The following is a 19,394-nucleotide window of genomic DNA, read 5'->3' on the forward strand; positions in this document are numbered from 1 at the left end:
TCAATAGCCAAATAACAATTAAGGTCAACTATGAATACTCAAAATTATTTTGTTCACCCTTCCTCGCTGGTAGAAACGACTGCCGTTGGCGAAGGCACTACCATCTGGGCTTTTGTGCACTTGTTGGCGGGCGTTCGGGTAGGGCAAAACTGTAATATTTGTGACCATTGCTTTGCCGAATCGGGAGTGGTGTTAGGTAACAATGTGACGTTAAAGTGCGGTATTTACCTGTGGAATGGCACCACTTTGGAAGACGACGTGTTTGTTGGCCCTAACGTGGTATTTACTAATGATATTCATCCAAGAAGCAAAAACCGGGACTATACCTTAAGGCCCGTTTTGGTGCGTAAAGGGGCTTCACTGGGGGCTAATAGCACCATTTTGGCCGGTACAACAGTAGGCCGGTATGCATTAGTTGGCATTGGTGCGGTAGTTACCCGCGACGTGCCAGATTATGCACTGATATACGGCAACCCTGCCCGGCAGCACGGGTGGGTGGACGAAACCGGCGAAAAGCTGTTAGCTGACGGACCTGGTTGCTGGCGTTCTGCCGATGGCCAGCGTACCTACTGCGAAACGGACCGCGGCTTGCAGCCTAAAGATTAATTAGTGTACATAGATTAATAAACCCACCTTATGGATTTGCCCTTAGTTACAGTTGGCGTTGCCTCTTACAATAATGCTTCATATCTGCGGGAAACCCTTGAGAGTATTCGCTTGCAAACCTATCAGTGCGTAGAACTACTCATTGTTGATGATGCCTCGTCCGACGATTCAGTAACGGTAGCCGATACTTGGTTAGCAGTTCATCCAGAAGTAAATGGCCGGCTTATCCGGCATAGTACGAACCTAGGGGTTTGTCGAGTGTGTAATGATATTGTGACGCAATCGAAAGGTGAGTTCATTTGCATCATCGGCTCTGATGATGTGTACTTGCCTGATAAACTGGCTGTTCAAGTGCCTATATTGCTTAATTCTCCACCCGAAATCGGAGTGATAACCAGTGCAATTGAGTTCATGAATAGCGAAGGGCAGACTATTCCACAACCGGATGACTTTGCTATTCCCCATCCGGAGGAGGTATATATCGTTTTGTTGAAGTCCTGTGTTATTGCTGCAATGGGTACGCTTGTACGGCGCTCGTGTTACGATAAAGTGGGGCTGTACGACGAGACGTTACCCTTTGAGGACTGGGACATGTGGCTGCGGTTGGCAAAAGAGTACAAATTTCTTTACTCACCTAAAGTCAGCGCCCGCTACCGGCGTCATGCTAATGCGGCTTTTAATACACGCATGCGACAGATGGAGGAAGGTTCTTTGGCGCTACTCGACAAACAACGCGGTTTTAGCCCCGAGGCTGATGCCGCCATCATTGTCCAGATGCGCCTTCGCTCAGAACTGCTATACCAGATTGGTAGCCCGCAAGCCGCGTATTGGCTGCGCGTGCGCTGGCAGGACGACCACTCGCTGAAAAGCTGGGGACTATATATGTTGGCCAAACTGGGCGTGACCGGTCAGCAGGTAACCAAGCTGCAGCGACTGCTGGGGCGGCGGTAATGTGGACTGTATGGGTTGGTCTAGGTAAAACAGACAATGAACTAAGGTAGGTTGGTTTTCAGGTCGTGTTCAAATTGGTGGGGTAAGCGGTAGCCCAGACGGAGTGCCGACGGTCCAGGTTGAAGTAGGCGTCGAGGTAATGGGCCACTTCCAGCCGGGCCTCTTCCAGCGAAGCAAAGGGGCTGCCGCCGGGCAGTAAATCAGTTTTGAGCGTGCTCCAGCCGGCTTCGGCCTGGGCATTGTCGAAGGGGTTGCCGGGCTGGCTGAAGCTGGGCAGCCCGTCCGCCTGGACAGTGCGGGCGCGGCAGGCGGCGCTGGTGTATTGGCTCCCATGGTCGGCGTGGACGATAAGCCCGGGTGCGGGCTGGCGCAACGTCAGGGCTTGTTCCAGCGCGTGGAGCACGAGTTCGGTGGGCATCTGCGCGGCCAGGTGCAGTGAGTGCTTGCGGCGGCGCGTATCGGGCAGGATTTCTTAAATAACTTACCACTGGAAATCAGTCAGGTCCGTTTCGCACATCTTAGGTCGGATGAGGAAAAGGAAGTAACTTGGCTGATTTCTTTTTTCTACCAATTATGTGCAATGCCTAACAAACGCTTATAACTATTACATGTCTACTGGCGTACCACATACAGTGAAAATGCTGGGCCATAGCTTAATAAAACGACTTATTTTTAACCGTTTGGTGCGCTCTGAAAATGCGGATTGGTGCTTTTTCAGAGTGAGCCACCTATTCGTTCCTTACCTTTGTAGGTAGTCAAGGGGATGAATAAGAGGCGCCGCCATGATATTCTTACAGTTATAGCATCAAATGTTCAAAGGAAATATAGTAGCGGTTTCAATTAGAAGCCTGCTGCACTACTTGTCGCCAGCAGAGAAAAGCCGGGCAATACTGATGTTCGTGCTTCAGATTATTGCTTCGCTGCTCGATGTGTTTGGGTTGGCATCTTTAGTGCCCGTAGTAATGCTGGCTTCAGAGCCCGGCTCGGTGCAGAAGTCAAAGTGGGCTTCGTGGCTCTATACCACAATGAATTTTCATACGGAAAAGGCCTTTCTGGTTTTTGCCATCTTGTTCATATTTAGTTTTTTTCTGTTAAAAAACATATTTACGAGTTGGATTAGTTACGCGCAAGTACGGTTTATAGCTGATGTGGCCCTGAAAATTGTTGATAACCAATTTGAAAAATACACGACACTCCCTTTTTGGAAGTTTCAGGAAATAGGTACTGCGCGGGTGGCTAACGAAGCGTTGGTAATACCGACATCCTATGTGAATGGCATCACGCGACAGATTTTTGTGCTTCTTTCCGAAGTAATAATTGTTTTTATTGTTGTGGTGGGTATTTTGATATACCAGCCCATTCTCTTCGTGATTCTGGTAGTGACGCTAGTACCTACTACGGGCCTTATGTACCGGCTTCTTAAAAACCGGTCGCAGGAATTGGGGCATCAACTCGATAAGAATCGTCCCAAAGCCTATTCGATGGTGATGGATACATTCTCAGGTTTTGTGGAGTTGAAGTTAGCAAATAAGCTAGGTCGATTTCGTGACCGCATTTTCGAAAATCAGCGGCTCATTCAAGGAATGGAGGCAAAAGCCTATTTGTACAACATGTTGCCTCTGCGGGTTATCGAGATGGTCGCTATACTGGCCATCGTCACCATATTTCTGTATTCACTTTTGTTGTCAGGCAATACCGCAAACCTGGTGACGCTTGTGGGGCTGTTTGCCGCTGCTGCTTACCGCCTTATGCCTTCGGTCAATCGGGTTCTTTCGGCCTTGGTGACCATAAAGCAGAATTTCTACACCATGGAAGCATTAGAGGCATTCCGCGAAGCAGAGTGGCAAACCCACAAAGTACCGCAGAGTCCTACCATCGACTTTGACCATGCGATTGAGTTCAGTCACGTTTCTTTTGCCTTTCCAGGAACTGACAAGGTGGTGTTGCAGGATGTGAATTTCACGATAAAAAAAGGGGAAAAAATAGGCTTCATCGGTAGTTCCGGTTCTGGCAAAACAACCCTTATGAATTTGTTGCTGCGTTTTTATAGTCAGCAAGGAGGAGATATCAAAGTGGATGGAGTACCTCTCACTGCCGAATATACCGAGGCCTGGCACCGGCTAGTAGGCTATGTTAAGCAGGACACGTTTCTGATGGAGAGCTCACTGCGTGATAATATTGTGCTGGGGGAGGAGCACCCCGATGAGCAACGTTTGGCTTACGCACTGGAGCAGGCTTCGCTGGCAGATTTTGTTAAATCACTGCCGCAAGGTCTCGATACGCTCGCTGGGGAACGTGGGGCAAAACTATCTGGCGGTCAGCGGCAGCGAATCGGCATAGCCCGGGCTATGTATAAGCAAACGCAGATATTGGTGATGGACGAAGCCACTAGTGCTTTGGATAATCAGACCGAGCGAGAGGTGAATGAGGCTATTAATAAGCTTTCAAGTACTGACATTACGATTCTTATCATTGCTCACCGCATTACCACACTGCGGCAGTGTGACCGGATTTACGAGTTGAAGAACGGGCGCATAGCCGCCGTTCATACATACGATGAGCTGGTCGCCAAACACGTATAAGTATCCCCCGGCGGCTAGCGGTGGGAACCATTGCCGGAAAAACACTGGTTCAGCACCCAGACAAAACGGCCGGTGGCTAATGAGAGAAGAAAAGCCCAAACAATGAGAATACTGATTTCCACGTGGTCGTTGCAAGTAGGAGGGGGGGAGGTGCTGGCGATGAACCTGGCCGCCGAGCTGCACCGCCGGGGCCACACCGTGTTTGTGTTCAATCAGCGGGCGGAGTTGATTGACCATGAACTAGTGGCTCGTCTGCTGCCACCGGAAGTGAAGGTATTATCAATGGCTGATAATCCGCTTACCTCCTTTTGGGCTTATAAAGTCAATGCGTTGCAACAGCGCTTGGGCCGGCCGGCCATATTCTATCGCCAGCGGCAGGAAGCCTACCTGGCAGCTTGCCTGCAACAGCACCGCATTGAATTGGTGAGCAGCCACGCCACGTTTTCGGATGCAATTTGTGCACCGGTCATCCAACGACTGGGCCTTCCAATGGTGATTACTGAGCACGGCGAATACAACAAATTCCTGTTTGAAGGCCGCTGCGATTTTCTGCCGGTATTGCGTAGTGCACAGCGTATTCTGACCGTATCAAACTACTGCCAGCTCAATTTGGAACATGCTTTTTCAGACCTGCCACCCATCCAAACGGTTTACAATGGCGTGGTGACCAAGCCTTACGTGGCAGCCGATGTTCGCCGGGCATTGGGTATTTCGCCAGAGGCATTTGTGTTTGGTATGGTGGCACGCGGGATTGCCGAAAAGGGATGGGAATATGCCGTGCAGGCCTTTCGTACTGTGCGGGCATTAGCCCAGGAACGGCCAGTTCGGCTGGTGCTGGTTGGCGGCAGCGACTATTTAAAGCAGCTACAAGCTGAATGCGCTGCCGATACTGATATTCTTTTTACTGGGCAGGTGCCAAATCCTGATTTTTACATGGCTGGGTTTGATGTAGGATTACTCCCAACCTATTTCCGGGCCGAAGCGCTACCGCTGGCAATTATTGAATACATGGTTAGTGGCAAACCGTCTATTGCTACCCGAGTGGGAGGTATTCCAGAGCTATTAGAACCCACGAGCGGTCCCACGGGAATACTTATCGATGTAGACGCAGCTACATACATACCCAGCCTGGCTATGTTAACCGCCGCCATGCGCCAGTATTACCTTGAGCCATCTCTTTACGCGGCCCATAAGAACAATGCGCTTGAAGCCAGTCAACGGTTTACAATGCCTGCTTGCGCCGCGCAGTACGAAGAAGCTTTTCAAACAGCTGTTGGTGCATCTCATTCTACTGCTGCCTAAGGATGAGAGTTCTATATACCACCTTGAATTTGCAGAAAGCGGGCTCGCACATCGTTGCGCTCACATTGGCTTCGGGCATGGCCGAGCAGCACGAAGTGTTTTATTTCAACCATGGTGAGCAGCTCGTGGATGCCGGCATGATAGAATCGTATCTCAGCCCAAAAGTCAGGCTGCTCGACATGACCGTTTTCCCCGTGCTGAATCGGGTACTGTGGAAGATGAACGGCCTGTTCAAGCGCCTGACGGGCTACGCCGGTTTTCACGAGGCCTGCAAGACACTGATTTTCTTCTATGTGCTCATCCGGCATAAGATTGACCTGGTGCATGGGCACGAGATATTAGTAGCGCATTCTCGGCTCACAAAAGTTGCCCGCTTCCTGTCGGTGCCTGTCGTCATTACCGACCACAACGGCTACACCATGTTGCTGAAGGTCGGTGATACCTCTTTTTACCCGTACGCCAACAAGGCTAAGGCCATTGTGGCTGTATCAGAATACACCGCCCGGGTATTGAGGGAAGGCAACACTCACGATGACTCGGCGCAACTGAGAGCCTACGGGGAAAAAGTGCTGGCCACCGACCACAAAGCCGAGTACGAAAGCCTGAAGGCCAAGCGCCCGGCGGCTCCGGCGGAGCGGCTCCGTACGCCCGTCACGACGATTTATAACGGCGTCGTACGCCACCAGCAGCCGCTACCTGACGCGTCCGCTGTCCGACTAGCGTTGGGTATTCCCGCCGACGCGCTGGTGTTCGGCATGATTGCCCGTGGCACCGAGCAGAAGGGCTGGCGCTTTGCCCTGGCTGCTTACCTGGAGCTGAAGCGCCGGTACCCGCAGCGCCACTTGGTATGGCTCTGCATGGGCGAAGGGTCGTGCATCGACGAAATAAAAGCCGAGCTAGGCAGCCAGCATCCAGATATCATCTTCGTGGGCAGTGTTGATGACCCTCATTACTATATGTCGGTTTGCGACGTTGGTTTGGTTCCATCCAGCTTCTCTGAAGGCCTGCCATTGAGTATAGTCGAGTTTTTTGAGCATCAGGTGCCAGTTATCGCCAGTGATTTATGTGGCATTCCGGAAATCATTACGCCAGCGGATAATGAACCAGGAGGCTTTCTTATTGAGATGGAAGAGGATTCTACTCCCCGCGTTTCAAGCTTGCTCCACCATATGGAGCAGTACGTTAACAATCCAAGCCTGCTGGCGCAGCACGGCAAGGCTGCTTTGCTTATCCGTTGCAGATTTGACATGGAGCAATTTATAGCGTCTCACGAGCAGCTTTACACGAAAGTGTTAGCCGCTACCAAGTAGTCTACTATGCAGGTTTCAATAATCATTATCAATTACAATACCTTTCAGCTTACCAGCGAAGCCGTCGAATCTATTATCAGGCATACCCATGGGGTTAGCTATGAGATTATTGTGGTTGATAATGCCTCCACGGAGTGCGACCCCGGTCTATTTGCACAGCGGTTTCCAACCATTAAACTGGTGCGCAATCCGGATAACTCAGGTTTTGCGAAAGGGAATAATCTCGGTATACGTCACGCTATCGGCGAAACTATTCTGCTTTTTAATAGCGACGCCGCTTGTTTGAATGATGCTGTGACACTGACCTATCAGGAGCTTATGGCAGATGCAAAACTAGGCCTGACTACGGCTCGGCTGGAATATCCAGACGGACGGATACAACATTCCTGTGGCCGATTCCCATCCATCAACTTACAATTGGTGGAACTACTGCGCCTACAAAAATTTATGTCGGCCGAACAGCGGGGCCGAATATTGCAAGGGGCCTTTTTTTCCCATGATGAGCCATTGTATCCTGATTGGGTGTGGGGTACCTACTATCATCTCAAACGAGGCGTAATTGATAAAATGCCTGGAGGTCAACTAGCCGATGATTTCTTTATGTATGCCGAGGATTTGCAGTGGAGCTATACCGTACGTAAGCTTGGCTATAATATAAAATACGTGCCCCAGGCCCGGGTAATGCACCATTTCTCACAAAGCACAAAGAAAGAAAAGCGTCTGAATCAAGGAAATATGATTCTGCAAAACGAAGATACCTTTCTTGTGCGTGAATACGGATGGGCTACTACAAAGGTCTACTACCTGACAAAAATGGCTAATTTCCTGTTAATGAGAGGTGCATCTGAACATCGCCAGCAAATGTTGCAGCAATACGGTAAGCTGCTACGGGGCCAACCGCTTTGATTTTATATTCTCATTTTATTTGTGCTGTTGAGCAATATATTATGTTGCGCCTGTTAGCTCCAAGTTTAAGTCACCTTTATTAGATTGATAGTGGATACTTCCGCCCCCTCAGTGCCTTTTTTCTCAATTGTTGTGCCTTGCTACAACCGGGCAGACATTGTTCGGGAAACCGTGCTAACCATCTTGAGGCAGGAGTACCAAAACTTTGAACTGATAATAGTCGATGACGGCAGTTGGGACAACACCGCCGAAGTAGTAGCAACGATTGCCGACCCACGCCTTGCATATTACTACAAAGAAAACGGCGAGCGCGGGGCTGCCCGCAATTACGGTGCTCAGCGCGCGCGCGGCACCTACGTTAATTTCTTTGATTCCGACGACGAGATGTACCCGCGCCACTTGCTGGCCGTGTGCGAGTACCTGGCCAGGCACGGCGAGGTGGAAGTAGTACACACCGGCTATGAGATTATTGGAGCCGACGGCCACGTACTGGCCCGCGAAAACGATTTTAGCCGCCCTACCAACGAGGCCCTGATTGATAACAACCACCTGGCCTGCAACACGGTGTTCGTGCGTCGCGATATCGCCCTGGCCAACCCCTTCGAGGAAGACCGCCGCCTGGCTTCTGCCGAAGACTGGGAACTGTGGCTGCGCCTGGCCAGCGAGTACACTTTCCACAGCATCAGCGAATGCACTTTTTGCCTGCGCGAGCACGCCGGCCGCAGCCTCAACACCGTGGCCCCGGAAGCAGTACGGCAGCGCGACGAGCTTTTCGCTAACCTGATGGTCGCCAACGCGGCTTTCCGGCGGCGCTACGCTGGCCAGGTGGCGTACTTCGTGGCCAACCGCTACACCTTCATCACCCTGACGCTGGCGCTGGCCAAAAGTCGCCGCTTCGACACATTGCGTTACCTGGCCAAAGCATTGAGAGCCGACCCTACCGTACTGTGGCGGCGGCGGTTTCTGGCTTCCGTGAAGCATTTATTGTAGCTGTTGTCTCGCGGTTGGCGCGGGGCTATGCTCTGTGACTTAGTGCTGCGGGTTTTCAACCCGTACCTCCGACCGAAATAGTTGCACTGAACCGTTCAACGATTGCAGACTGGAAGCCTGCGGCACTTTGGCACGGGGCACAGCCCCGCGCCAATCGCCCCACCTGCATAACATCAGATGGGTGCAACCCAAATTGTCGTATTGTCAGCCCTGCGCGTAGCGCTGAATGGGCCACCGTTGGTGCCTGGGCCGATAACAACGTAAATCCGGCACCATTGCCGAAGGGTGGAAGCGACAATTTGGGTTGCACTCCATCAGATTGTAACTGGCACCGACAAGGTTGTCATCAACGTAATTTGCCTATCAGCCATGCGGGAGAGCATAAAAAAGACATTAAAGAAACTACTGCCGCTCGTTTTGCTGCGGCAGGTGCAACTGGCAGTAAATAAGGCCAGAATAAAAACAATTGATAAAATACGATTCCCAGAACAGCCTTTTCAACAAGCGGATTTTATTATCCGGCGCGACGATTATCCCTTTCGAATTTATACGCCCGAAACGACCCATCTTGACGCGCGTCTGCGGCAGCAATTTGAGCAGGATAATATCGACTGGACGCAGGACGAATATTTGTTAATTTATGATAAGCCGTGCATTATCGAGCCACATTACGGGTGGGCTATGTCGCTCGAAAACAAGTTGATTTACCCTTCGTTGGGATTTAGCCGGGTTCCGTATTTGCCCAAGCCCGCTGGTAAAATAAAGAGGCTCTGTAACGCGCCGCTCGAAGAATACGCGGAATTGATATCGTTGCGCGACACGGGAGAAGAAAATTATTATCATTTCTACAACGACGTATTGGCCAAGCTTTTTTTTCTGGAAGAAAAGCTGAAATTATTGCCGAGTGTACCGATTTTAATTAGTAAAAAACTTTACGACCGGGCCTATTTTCAGTATTTTCTGAGCCACCCGTATTTGCGCGACCGGCGTTGGGTAGTACAGGACACGCAATACATTCGTAGTCACCGAACTTATTTCTGTAAGCCACTGACACACACGCCGCAGTTTTACTCGCGTATTCTGGACATGGTTCGTCCCGCAGACCGGCAGGAAACCAGCAGTCAAGACCGACGCATTTTTATCATGCGCAGCCCCAAGCGGCTACGTTTTGTGGAGAATAACGCCGAGGTTGCGAATGTGTGCCAAGAGCTTGGTTTTGAGACGCTTGATTTTGATGAATTGACGCTGCCGCAGCAAATTCGTATCATGCGGCAGGCCCGCTACGTGGTGGGTATTCACGGTGCCGGGTTAGCAAACATGCTGTTTCGGGGCGGACAGCCGATGGGATTATTGGAAATTTACCCACCGGCCACTCATTTTCCTTTTCACTACATTTTAGTGGCAAATCAACTCGGCTTTCAGTACGACGGACTGATTGGACAACCGGGAACGCAGGCTTTTTCGGGCGGATTTCGGGTAGATACCGACGAATTACGGCAGCGTTTGGAGGTGTTGCTACAACGCTGATTCGGGTATAACTATAACAAGGTTTGCTTGTGGACGTGGCCGGGAATGCTTGGTTCTGTTTTTTAGACTTGTTGCGATCTATAAATCAGGTACTAAGTGAAAATTCCAGAGGCCAGCACAGACCTCTAATACATCATCATACAGTTGGTTATGGTGCAGTCTGATTCTATCGCTCAAAATGCGATATCTTTTTAAGCCGCCAATGGAATGTTCCACCTTAATTCGCTCTTTTGCTGGGTACAACCCAAATTGTCGCTATTCCTGCCTGAGTGGGTTGCAGGGTTCAATGCGTTGTCGTACCAAGTGCCACCGATTACTCATCGCGCAAACGCGCAGGGTCAAGACCCGCTGTGCGCCGTTGTTGCTCCAGCGTTGCCCCGCCCGCTTTAAGCGCCGTTGCATCACCGTGCGGTGAGCGGATTCGATGGCCCCCGAGCCAATCAACAACCCGCGTTCGCGGTACGATTTATAATCCATCCGGTCGCGGTTTGATTGCAGGTACGCACCGACGGAATGGCGCAAGGCAGGGGCTATTTTCAACTGCTGGAGGTTTGTCAATACTTCGTATAACTTACTGTCTAATATTAATTTGCGTTGTATATCAAACCAGTCGGCAGCCGCTTGTCCGGTCCCAAGACCCGCCTTTCCGGCTTGGCCAATGTGTTCCATGGCGTGGTAGAGGTCCAAAATCAGCGTTGCCTGCGGACACGTTTTTTCCATCAGCTGACGCAGCCACAGCGCCCCGTCGCTGATAAAAACCAGGTCGCGCGCCCGGCCGTTGTAGGGGGCGATTTGCGTCGCAAATTTGACCCCAAACGCCGCCGCATTCCCTCGATGGCCCACAAAAACGGATGAGGCAATGTGCCCGCCCCGCTCCTCTACGGCGCTCGTTTGCAGGGCTGTAGCCGCAAAAATACGGCCCAGTTTCACTTCTTTGTAGCCTTCGTCAGTCAGCAGCATGGCCCCGTCCGCCTGCGCGTAGACGACCCCCACGGCGGCGGCATCGGCGGCGGCCAGGTCTATATCGTCGGCGATGGCCCCGCCGTAAAAGTGCGTCAGGCGGTCAATTTGGCTGGCCCCCACGGATAGGCCCAGCAACATTTCGACCAACGCGGCGGCCTGTTGATAGACCTCGAATTGCCCCAAAAAAACCAGTTTCTCCTGTAGGTAGGGGCTGATGCCAAACCCGTTCGGATGATGGCTAAATGCCTGATTGTTCGCTATGTGAATCTGACCAAAGCGGGTCGTCATCTTTTTTTTTTCGGCGGTCAGCCGGCACAACGCCGACGTTGCGCTCCAACACTTGACGGCCTAAATCCATCCAGATGGCTTCAAAGGATTTCTCGTAACCGTAAAACGTTGGCTGGGTCGCAAGCGCCTGCAAATCGTCGTATTTTTGCTCGGCCAATGCCAGATATTCAGCCTTGCTCATGGCGGTGGTAGGTGCTGTTGTCATGACACAAGTTAATCCGAATTTAGCGACAATTTGGGTTGCACCCCACCGCACCTATTTTTGCAAGCCACTGACCCATACACCACACTACTACCGCCGCATTCTGGAGATGGTGCGGCCTGAAGACCGGATTGGTACTGGCTCATATAACCGGCGGCTATTTATCACCCACAGCCCCAAGCGGCTGCGCTTTATCGAGAATAATGCGGAAATAGCGGGTATTTGCCAGAAGATGGGCTTCGAAGTGTTGGACTTTGATGAATTAACTTTGCCGGAGCAAATTCAGGCTGTGGGACAGGCCCGCTACGTGGTGGGTATTCATGGGGCGGGCTTGGCTAACATCATTTTCAGGGGTGGCCGTCCCTTGGGGCTACTGGAGATTTATCCGCCCGCGACATATTTCCCCTTTCACAATATAATGTTGGCCAATCAGTTGGGTTATCATTGCGATGGCCTGATTGGTCTGCCAGGCTCTCAGCAATTTTCGGGCGGTTTCCGCGTAGACCCGACCGGGTTCCGCCAGCGCCTAGCAGCGCTGCTGCAACACTAACTATTGAGGCATTCTGCTATGACAACAACGTTCTCCACTAAAATTCTATTACTCATTCCAAACCTGGGGCTGGGGGGGGCGCAACGTGTATTTCACGACCATAGCGTGGAATTGGCCAAGCAATATGCTATAACCGAAGCCGTATTCAACCTGGAAGGCGGCGACCTGTACCCCAGCGGCAACCCGGTGGTGAGCCTAGACGTGAGCGGGGGAGGGGGCACACTGGCCAAAATCCAAAACTTCCGGCGGCGCATCAGCGGCCTGCGCCAACTGCGCGAGCGGCTGCAGCCAGCCGTGGTCATCAGTCACCTCGAAGGGGCCGACTATGTAAACCTGCTGAGCGGCGGCCCAGGCAAAACGATACTTTGTGTGCACGGCTCGAAGCTGCATGATGCCAACATTCGGGGGCCAGTGGGCTGGCTGCGTAAAAACGTGCTGATACCGCTGCTTTACAACCGGGCCGACCGTATCGTGACGGTGAGCCGCGATATTATTCCGGAACTCATCGAAGGGTTTGGGGTGAAGCCGAGCAAACTGCTGACCATCAATAATTTTTTTGAAGTAGCTCAGATTGAAGCGAAAAGTCACGAGCCTTTGTCGGCGGCCGAGGCAGCGGTGTATGCTGCCGCACCGGTACTAGTGACTTCGGGACGGCTGACTCTGCAAAAAAATCAAGCCCCGCTGCTCGACTCTTTTGCGGCGTTGCTACGGCGGCAGCCAGCCAAGCTTGTTTTTGTGGGCGACGGGGAGCTGCGCGAGATGCTTACGGCACGTGCCCGCGAGCTGGGCCTGCGCGTGTACATTGCCTGGGAAAGCATGGCCCAGCTTACCCCCGACTACGATGTTTATTTTCTGGGTATGCAGCAAAACCCTTTCAAGTACCTGCGACCCGCCACAGCCTTCGTGTTTCCTTCCTCCTGGGAAGGCTTCCCGATGGCTTTGGGCGAGGCCATGATTTGCGGCCTGCCGGTGCTAAGTACCGACTGTCCTACCGGGCCCCGCGAAATGTTGGCTCCCGCTACCGGGGCTCCCGCCACTCCCCTACGCCACGCCGAGCGCGGAGCATTTGGTATGTTGTTGCCCATGCTTACGCAGCCCGCCACGCTCGCTGCCGACCAGGCCGTGTGGACTGAGGCCATGGCCGCGCTACTCGCCGATGCCTCCGAGCGACAGCGCCTGGGCCGGCTGGCCCGCGAGCGTATGCAGGAGTTCACGCGCGAGCGTATTTTTGGGCAGTGGGTGCAATTGGTAGAGGAGGTGAGCCGTGGATAAGCACTCTCCGCTGGTGCTCGTCGTCGATAACTCCCGCGCCGTGACTGGCGCACTCAATGCCATGCGCCACGCCACCGGCCCGTTGCGGCCGGGTATGCGCTTTGAGTATGTGTTGCCCACCGGCAGCACCGGCCGGGCCGTGCTGGAAGCCGATGGCTACGCGGTACACGAACTGCCGTTCGTGGAAATTAGTCGGCGCAAGGCCGATTTGCTACAGTATGTGCCGTTGTTGCTGCTCAATGGCTGGCGGCTTCATCGGCTGGCTCAAAAGCAGGGGGCACGCCTGGTACATCTCAACGATTTCTATAATCTCACGGGTTATGTGGCGCGGCTTTTTAGTCTTGGGCAGTTGCAGGTACTCACCCACGTGCGCTTTTTGCCTCAGACCTTGCCGCAGCCACTGGCCCGTACCTGGCGCTGGCTGGCTGAGCATGCCGCCCAGCAGGTGCTGTGCGTGTCGGAAGCCGTGCGCGTGTACTTCGCGCCCGATAATGCCAAGGTCCGTACTGTGTACGACCCCTTACCGGCGCGTGGCGAAGAGTTATCTCCGTACGCGGTAGCAGCCAGAGATGGTGTGCCCGTTCGGCTGCTCTATCTCAGCAACTATATCCAGGGGAAGGGCCAGAACTTTGCGTTGGAAGCATTTAAGTTCGCCCATGCCCGCAACCCCAATCTGCACCTGCACTTTGTGGGCGGCGACATGGGAATGGCAAAAAATCAGAAATTCCGGCAGGAGTTGGAAGGAGCTTCGAATGCAGCCGGCCTGGCCGAAGCCGTGCATTTTGACGGTTTCGCCGCCAACACGGAAGCTGCCATAAAAGCGCACGACATCGTGCTGAACTTCTCTGAGGCCGAATCGTTTTCCCTCACCTGCCTTGATGCGCTGTACTACGGCGTGCCGTTGATTGCCACCGATTGCGGCGGCCCGGCCGAGCTGTTCGAAAACGGAAAATCGGGCCTGCTGGTGCCTAACCGCGATGTGTCGGCCATGGCCGACGCGATGGTAACTCTAGCTGGCAATGAAGAATTGCGGCAGCAACTTTCGGTAGCTAGTCGTGCTTTTGTGAGGCAGAAATTTGCCCCTGCCCATACTTATGAGTTGCTAGCCGCATGCTACCAGCAGGTGCTAACGCGCTCCTGAAATATGACAAATGCGAAGTGAAATATAGTTGCATTGCACCAAACGCGTAGTTACATTCATTGCGAACAGGAATACGAATAAAGTCTTAAAATTGTGCCATGACGATTCGGCTTCTCAAGACTGAGCGACAGTTGTTGCGGCAGGCGCAACGCGCTTGCCGGGGCAAAGCCGGGTACGTGCCGGTGACGGCCCTGCTCATGCTCGACCGGGGTCGGGCCGTGGTCGCCGTGGCCGAAGACCTGGGCCTGGACCAGGCCACCGTTTACCGCTATGCCCAATCGTACCAGCTGCTGGGCTTGGTGGGGTATCTCAAATCGGAGCAGCCCGGCTATTGGGGTCTGTTGACCAGCGCCCAGCTGGCCCACTTGTGCCAGCAAGTCAACACGCAGCTCTACACCGACTGCAAAGGCCTGCAAGCCTGGCTGCAGCGCACCTACGGCATTCCCTACTCCGTCTCAGGCCTGACCGACCTGCTGCACCGGCTGGGCTTCACCTACAAGCTCATCACGCTCGTGCCCTGCCTGGCCGATGCCGAAGCGCAGGCCGCCTTTCTCGACGAGTTGGCCGTGCTCGAAACCCACGTCGAGCGGGGCGAGGCGGTGCTCTATTACGCCGATGCGGCCCATCCCACCCACAACACACGCTGCACCCGCGCCTGGTGCGAAGCCGGCAAAGAATGGCCCCTGCTCACGGTCAGCGGCCGCGAGCGGGTCAATCTCAACGCCGCCCTCAATGCCTATGCCCCGACGCAGGTGCTGCTCGATGAGACCAGTTGCGTCAATGCCCAAAGCACCCGGCGCTTGTACGAGCAACTGCTGGCGGCCCACCCCGACAAGGCCCGCATTTACGTCGTTTGTGACAACGCCCGCTACTACAAAAACAAGGAGCTGCGGGCCTGGCTGGCCGAAAAGCCCATCTGCCAGGTGTTTCTGCCCCCCTATTCGCCCAATCTGAACCTGATTGAGTGCTTCTGGAAGTACCTGCGCCAGAAGATTATCAACACCACCTTCTACCGCACCAAAGGCCAGTTCCGCACCGCCGTGCTTGACTTCTTCACCCGGCTCCCCGAGTTCGGTCAAGACCTCGCGTCCTTACTAACCCGGAAATTTTATATTATCGCCGCGCAATTCACTTCGTAACAAGTATAATTTCCCTTATGCGCATCTTATTTCTCGTGCCTTATCCGCCCGGCCGGGCACCCTCCCAGCGTTTTCGCTTCGAGCAGTACCTGGATATCCTGACGGCCGCCGGGCACACCTACCAGCTGGCCCCGTTTATCTCGGTGGGCACCTGGAACATCCTGTACCAGCCGGGCCGCGCCGGGGCCAAGGCTTTGGGCATTCTGGGTGGTTTTGCCCGGCGGCTGGCGCTGCTGTTACGCGTGCCGCGCTACGATTTTGTGTTTGTGCACCGCGAGGCTGCGCCCGTGGGGCCACCCGTATTTGAGTGGATTATTAGTGAAGTACTGGGTAAAAAAATTATCTACGATTTCGACGATGCCATCTGGCTTGCTAATACTTCCGAGGCTAATAAAATAGCGGCCGGCATGAAGTGGCACCACAAGGTGTCCGCTATCAGTCGCTGGGCGTATAAAAACAGCTGCGGTAATAGCTACTTAGCCAATTATGCCCGGCAGTTCAACCCCCGAGCCGTCGTTAACCCTACAACCATCGACACGGTGCATCTGCACAACCAGGTGCGCGACCAAGCCGCGCCCGGCCGCCTCGTCATTGGCTGGACCGGCACGCACTCTACCCTTAAGTACCTCGACCAGGTAGTGCCGGTGCTGGCCAAGTTAGAAGCCGAAGGACTGGATTTTGAATTCCGGGTCATCTCCAACCAGCCGCCGGCCTTCCCGCTGAAATCATTAGTGTACCTGCCTTGGCGTAAAGACACAGAAATAGCCGACCTGCTGGGCTTTCACGTCGGCCTGATGCCACTTGAGGACGACCCGTGGGCCAAGGGTAAGTGCGCATTTAAAGCCCTGCAATACATGGCTTTGGGTGTACCCGCGCTAGTATCGCCGGTTGGGATGAATACCGAAGTGGTGCAACATGGCCACAACGGCTTCGTTTGCGCTACTCCTGCTGATTGGGAGGCCAGCCTGCGCCAGCTCCTGGCTGATGCCAGCCTGCGCCAGCACTTGGGCGCGGCCGCCCGCACCACCATTGAGCAACGCTACTCGGTGCGTACCAATACCCCCAATTTCCTGAATCTTTTCAGCTAATCCTGCGCCTAGGCCCCCGCCAGACGGGGTACCCCGGCCATGCGCCGCTGCCCGGCCCTAGCGGCAGCCTGTGGCACTGTGATACTTTGCAGGATATACAATCCACTCAGATAGAAGGGCATAAGTGGAATCTTATAGCGTACGAGCGTACCAAAATTGCCACTTGAAATCCCAACAGAAATTGCAAAAATCAGGCTGAACACAAAGCACATGGTAAGTACAGGCACACTGCTTATCGCGCTGAGAGTTTTAAAGAACCCCACGCGCCAAAAGATGCGCACCGTGAGCAGTATAAAGTATGAGGCCTCCAGGGCCGACAGCAGCATGGTCGGGTTGCGGGCTTCCCACAGGAATGGTCGGAACAACGAAACCACAATGGCTTGAGGTGCAAGTTTAGCCATACCGCTGAGGGTACCGTCCTGCTCCCCAATGTTGTAACCCGAACCCTGTTCTGATTTACTAACTTGCTGAAGGTAGTCGGCGGTGATTTTACTCTGCTCGCCGATTTTATCAAGGTTGAATCGAGCATCAGCAGCGGCCAGCTGCGACATGGCAAACAGAGCCACTATCCCTCCAACGCCCAGGAATAAGGGCTTGGCTACCCAGCGCACAGCCGCGCTCTTTATGTTGCGGGTGCTCTCGTTGAATACCCACAATAGTGCCGGGGGCATGAAAGCCAACAGAATGTACGTCTTCATTGACAGAATAACCGCACTCATCATCACGCCCAGCACCAGACAGCGGATGATGTTCTTACGCTCAATAGCTCCACGGTAGAAGCAATAGAAAAGCCAGCCCAATGCGCCCAGACAGAGCGAGTCCTTCAATAGCCCCGAACCCCAGAAAAACACAGAAGGCAGGAAGAAAACAGCAATAGCTAATTCCTTGTATACCTGTGGCCGTATTTTAGCAAATGTCATATACATCACCCACATGCCGCTGAACGTAACGGCGGCAAACAGGACAGCAATGACCGTATAAGTATAAAAGCTGAGCAGGGCAAATACAGCCGCGACCCGAACAACGAAATACTCGTTGCTACCGTGCCCAAACCACTGCATCCGTGAAACATACTTACTAATAGCCGGAGTTATATCGCCGGAGGTGGTAACCAACTCTAGGCCCACTGCAAATGAATCGCCAAATGCATGGTAAATGATGCCGGCCTGATTGTAATAGTTATTGGTATCGCCGCCGTATATCGTATAATACAATATACCAAGGACAATAGCCCCCACGATTTTAACCGTCAGAGCTGGAATAAAGTACTTTTTGGTATACACATTCGTCACCGAACCACGCACACCGTAGGCAATCCCATAAATGAGAGCCAGATAAAATGGGGTAATATATAAATCCTTTAGCTCCATAATACGCTGGCTAGGCCTTGCCGTTCTTTTTCAACCACATTTTAGCCTCTTTGTATTGTTCCGACTTATGGTCGGCTTTGTCGGCCACTACCGCGTAGTAGCGCTTGGCTGCCGTTAGGTCCTTTTCCTTTACTGCGATGCGAGCCAGGTTGGCATTGGCAAATAAATAAAATCCGCCGGCAGTCTCGCCTGTGCTTTCGGAAAACACGATGCACCGTTGGTAATAGTCCTTGGCCTTGGCGATGTCGCGGTAGCGATTTTGCATTAGGTAACCCAGGAAGTAGCTGGCGTAGCGGCCGCTAATGCCTTCGTAACCCGGCATGCCCTTGTTAATCTTGTCCAGAATCTGGCGGCTCACCCGCTCGCAATCCGGGAATTCGCCCTGGTCATACGCCATAAAGGCGTAGAACCGCTGGAAATACCCGTTGTCCGGAAACCGGTTGGCTAAGTATTTTGCCACGGGCATGGCTTCTTCGGCATTGTTCTCCTCGTTCTTGAGGATGCCCATTAGAAATACCCGGGCCTCGGTAGCAGTATAAAAGCCATTGGCGGCCACGCTACGCAACTGTTGCAGTCCTAGTTTTTTATCACCCTTCGGGAAAAATAGTAGCACCGGCTTGAGCAGGGTGTAATTATCGCCAATCCAGACCGAATAGTAGTTGAATAGTGCCTGCCCGAATTGGAATTCCGGACTCAAATCATTCGCTTCCTGACTCTTTCTAAGATAGTTGAGGGAGCGGCGGGCATCAACGGTGGCTTTGCGCCAATCGTGGCGCTCGCCGTGCAGTCGGGCCGAAAATCCATAGGAGGCAGAGAGGAAGAAGCTGGCTTCGTAGTTGTGATTATCCGCATCATAGAGCGCCTGGGCCTTGGTGACGGCCGTGTCCATGTAAGCGAAAAAGGGCTTGTCGTACTGCGTGCTCTGGAAGTTGGTAGGGCGAATTTTCCACCAGGTGCTCAGCCCCAGCATAAAATACGCCATGGGGTGGTTTGGGTAGCGGCGGCGCAGGGAGCGGAATTGCTTCTCGGCCTTGTCGAACTTGAAATTGTAAATGTTATCGACCGCGCCATCCAGCTCCGTCTGAATATCCTTATCCAGCAGGAGCCAGCCTTTGGTATCAATGGCCGAGGGCATCACGCCCACCGAATCGAGCGCCACCGTTTTCATCGGGGGCGGGGTGCGGATTGTATCAAGCGTTTGGGCCCT

The 19,394-nt window shown here is 53.3% G+C and carries 17 protein-coding genes and 1 pseudogene; 13 read left to right on the forward strand and 5 right to left on the reverse strand.

Going from position 1 to position 19,394, the window contains the following annotated elements; translation table 11 throughout:
- Positions 1-30: 30 nt before the first annotated feature.
- Both KQ659_RS05320 and KQ659_RS05325 read left to right on the forward strand, forming a co-directional pair.
- Positions 31-606, forward strand: coding sequence for an acyltransferase (locus KQ659_RS05320; RefSeq protein WP_216689964.1), 576 nt, complete (start codon positions 31-33; stop codon positions 604-606).
- 30 nt (positions 607-636) lie between these two features.
- Positions 637-1,557 (forward strand): glycosyltransferase, encoded by a 921-nt coding sequence (locus KQ659_RS05325; RefSeq protein ID WP_216689962.1) that lies wholly within the window; start codon positions 637-639, stop codon positions 1,555-1,557.
- A gap of 58 nt (positions 1,558-1,615) precedes the next feature.
- Here the strand turns inward: KQ659_RS05325 and KQ659_RS05330 are convergent, their stop codons facing one another.
- Positions 1,616-2,026 carry a DDE-type integrase/transposase/recombinase gene (locus KQ659_RS05330; RefSeq protein ID WP_332875080.1) on the reverse strand — a complete coding sequence of 137 codons (411 nt, stop codon included), beginning with the start codon at positions 2,024-2,026 and terminating at the stop codon, positions 1,616-1,618.
- A gap of 340 nt (positions 2,027-2,366) precedes the next feature.
- On the opposite strand from KQ659_RS05330, the gene KQ659_RS05335 reads away from it, so the two are divergent.
- The 6 genes from KQ659_RS05335 to KQ659_RS05360 all read left to right on the forward strand — a co-directional run bounded on the left by KQ659_RS05335 (position 2,367) and on the right by KQ659_RS05360 (position 10,174).
- Complete coding sequence (locus tag KQ659_RS05335) at positions 2,367-4,139, forward strand: ABC transporter ATP-binding protein (protein WP_216689958.1); 1,773 nt, start codon at positions 2,367-2,369, stop codon at positions 4,137-4,139.
- Positions 4,140-4,241: 102 nt separating this feature from the next.
- Positions 4,242-5,441, forward strand: coding sequence for a glycosyltransferase family 4 protein (locus KQ659_RS05340; RefSeq protein ID WP_216689956.1), 1,200 nt, complete (start codon positions 4,242-4,244; stop codon positions 5,439-5,441).
- Positions 5,442-5,464: 23 nt separating this feature from the next.
- Complete coding sequence (locus KQ659_RS05345; RefSeq protein WP_216689954.1) at positions 5,465-6,751, forward strand: glycosyltransferase; 1,287 nt, start codon at positions 5,465-5,467, stop codon at positions 6,749-6,751.
- 6 nt (positions 6,752-6,757) lie between these two features.
- Complete coding sequence (locus KQ659_RS05350) at positions 6,758-7,657, forward strand: glycosyltransferase family 2 protein (protein ID WP_216689952.1); 900 nt, start codon at positions 6,758-6,760, stop codon at positions 7,655-7,657.
- Positions 7,658-7,789: 132 nt separating this feature from the next.
- Positions 7,790-8,647 carry a glycosyltransferase family 2 protein gene (locus tag KQ659_RS05355; protein ID WP_216689950.1) on the forward strand — a complete coding sequence of 286 codons (858 nt, stop codon included), beginning with the start codon at positions 7,790-7,792 and terminating at the stop codon, positions 8,645-8,647.
- Between the two features lie 285 nt (positions 8,648-8,932).
- Positions 8,933-10,174, forward strand: a complete 1,242-nt coding sequence (locus KQ659_RS05360; protein ID WP_216689948.1) for a glycosyltransferase family 61 protein — start codon at positions 8,933-8,935, stop codon at positions 10,172-10,174.
- Between the two features lie 78 nt (positions 10,175-10,252).
- Here KQ659_RS05360 and KQ659_RS22045 read toward each other — a convergent pair whose 3' ends face one another.
- Positions 10,253-10,417: a transposase family protein gene (locus KQ659_RS22045; protein WP_226929848.1), complete on the reverse strand. Its 165-nt coding sequence runs from the start codon at positions 10,415-10,417 to the stop codon at positions 10,253-10,255.
- Between the two features lie 12 nt (positions 10,418-10,429).
- Positions 10,430-11,630, reverse strand: a pseudogene (locus KQ659_RS05370) (ISLre2-like element ISRsl1 family transposase).
- Between KQ659_RS05370 and KQ659_RS05375 the strand changes: the two are divergent.
- The 5 genes from KQ659_RS05375 (at position 11,605) to KQ659_RS05395 (ending at position 16,817) form a co-directional block, all read left to right on the forward strand.
- Positions 11,605-12,177 carry a glycosyltransferase family 61 protein gene (locus tag KQ659_RS05375; protein WP_226929849.1) on the forward strand — a complete coding sequence of 191 codons (573 nt, stop codon included), beginning with the start codon at positions 11,605-11,607 and terminating at the stop codon, positions 12,175-12,177. The pseudogene KQ659_RS05370 and the gene KQ659_RS05375 sit on opposite strands and share 26 nt — an antisense overlap.
- 18 nt (positions 12,178-12,195) lie before the next feature.
- Positions 12,196-13,449 (forward strand): glycosyltransferase, encoded by a 1,254-nt coding sequence (locus tag KQ659_RS05380; protein WP_216689942.1) that lies wholly within the window; start codon positions 12,196-12,198, stop codon positions 13,447-13,449.
- Positions 13,442-14,590: a glycosyltransferase family 4 protein gene (locus KQ659_RS05385; RefSeq protein WP_216689940.1), complete on the forward strand. Its 1,149-nt coding sequence runs from the start codon at positions 13,442-13,444 to the stop codon at positions 14,588-14,590. Before KQ659_RS05380 ends, KQ659_RS05385 begins: the two co-directional genes overlap by 8 nt.
- 98 nt (positions 14,591-14,688) lie before the next feature.
- On the forward strand, positions 14,689-15,729 hold the full coding sequence (locus KQ659_RS05390; protein ID WP_216689938.1) for an IS630 family transposase: 1,041 nt from the start codon (positions 14,689-14,691) through the stop codon (positions 15,727-15,729).
- Between the two features lie 17 nt (positions 15,730-15,746).
- Complete coding sequence (locus KQ659_RS05395; RefSeq protein WP_216689937.1) at positions 15,747-16,817, forward strand: glycosyltransferase family 4 protein; 1,071 nt, start codon at positions 15,747-15,749, stop codon at positions 16,815-16,817.
- A gap of 8 nt (positions 16,818-16,825) precedes the next feature.
- On the opposite strand, the gene KQ659_RS05400 is transcribed toward KQ659_RS05395, so the two are convergent.
- Together KQ659_RS05400 and KQ659_RS05405 are read right to left on the reverse strand one after the other, a co-directional pair.
- On the reverse strand, positions 16,826-18,187 hold the full coding sequence (locus tag KQ659_RS05400; RefSeq protein WP_216689935.1) for a hypothetical protein: 1,362 nt from the start codon (positions 18,185-18,187) through the stop codon (positions 16,826-16,828).
- Between the two features lie 10 nt (positions 18,188-18,197).
- A complete protein-coding gene (locus KQ659_RS05405) occupies positions 18,198-19,355 on the reverse strand; it encodes a tetratricopeptide repeat protein (protein ID WP_226929850.1) in 1,158 nt (385 codons plus the stop codon).
- Positions 19,356-19,394: the final 39 nt, after the last annotated feature.

Source organism: Hymenobacter siberiensis (assembly GCF_018967865.2).
GTDB classification, from domain to species: domain Bacteria; phylum Bacteroidota; class Bacteroidia; order Cytophagales; family Hymenobacteraceae; genus Hymenobacter; species Hymenobacter siberiensis.

Bases quoted from the DNA above. Each gene is read 5' to 3' on its own strand.
- KQ659_RS05395 (WP_216689937.1), top strand. From the start codon at position 15,747: ATGCGCATCTTATTTCTCGTGCCTTATCCGCCCGGCCGGGCACCCTCC.
- KQ659_RS05340 (WP_216689956.1), top strand. From the start codon at position 4,242: ATGAGAATACTGATTTCCACGTGGTCGTTGCAAGTAGGAGGGGGGGAG.
- KQ659_RS05325 (WP_216689962.1), top strand. From the start codon at position 637: ATGGATTTGCCCTTAGTTACAGTTGGCGTTGCCTCTTACAATAATGCT.
- KQ659_RS05320 (WP_216689964.1), top strand. From the start codon at position 31: ATGAATACTCAAAATTATTTTGTTCACCCTTCCTCGCTGGTAGAAACG.
- KQ659_RS05350 (WP_216689952.1), top strand. From the start codon at position 6,758: ATGCAGGTTTCAATAATCATTATCAATTACAATACCTTTCAGCTTACC.
- KQ659_RS05390 (WP_216689938.1), top strand. From the start codon at position 14,689: ATGACGATTCGGCTTCTCAAGACTGAGCGACAGTTGTTGCGGCAGGCG.
- KQ659_RS05400 (WP_216689935.1), bottom strand. From the start codon at position 18,187: ATGGAGCTAAAGGATTTATATATTACCCCATTTTATCTGGCTCTCATT.
- KQ659_RS05380 (WP_216689942.1), top strand. From the start codon at position 12,196: ATGACAACAACGTTCTCCACTAAAATTCTATTACTCATTCCAAACCTG.
- KQ659_RS05335 (WP_216689958.1), top strand. From the start codon at position 2,367: ATGTTCAAAGGAAATATAGTAGCGGTTTCAATTAGAAGCCTGCTGCAC.
- KQ659_RS05375 (WP_226929849.1), top strand. From the start codon at position 11,605: ATGGCGGTGGTAGGTGCTGTTGTCATGACACAAGTTAATCCGAATTTA.
- KQ659_RS05405 (WP_226929850.1), bottom strand. From the start codon at position 19,355: ATGAAAACGGTGGCGCTCGATTCGGTGGGCGTGATGCCCTCGGCCATT.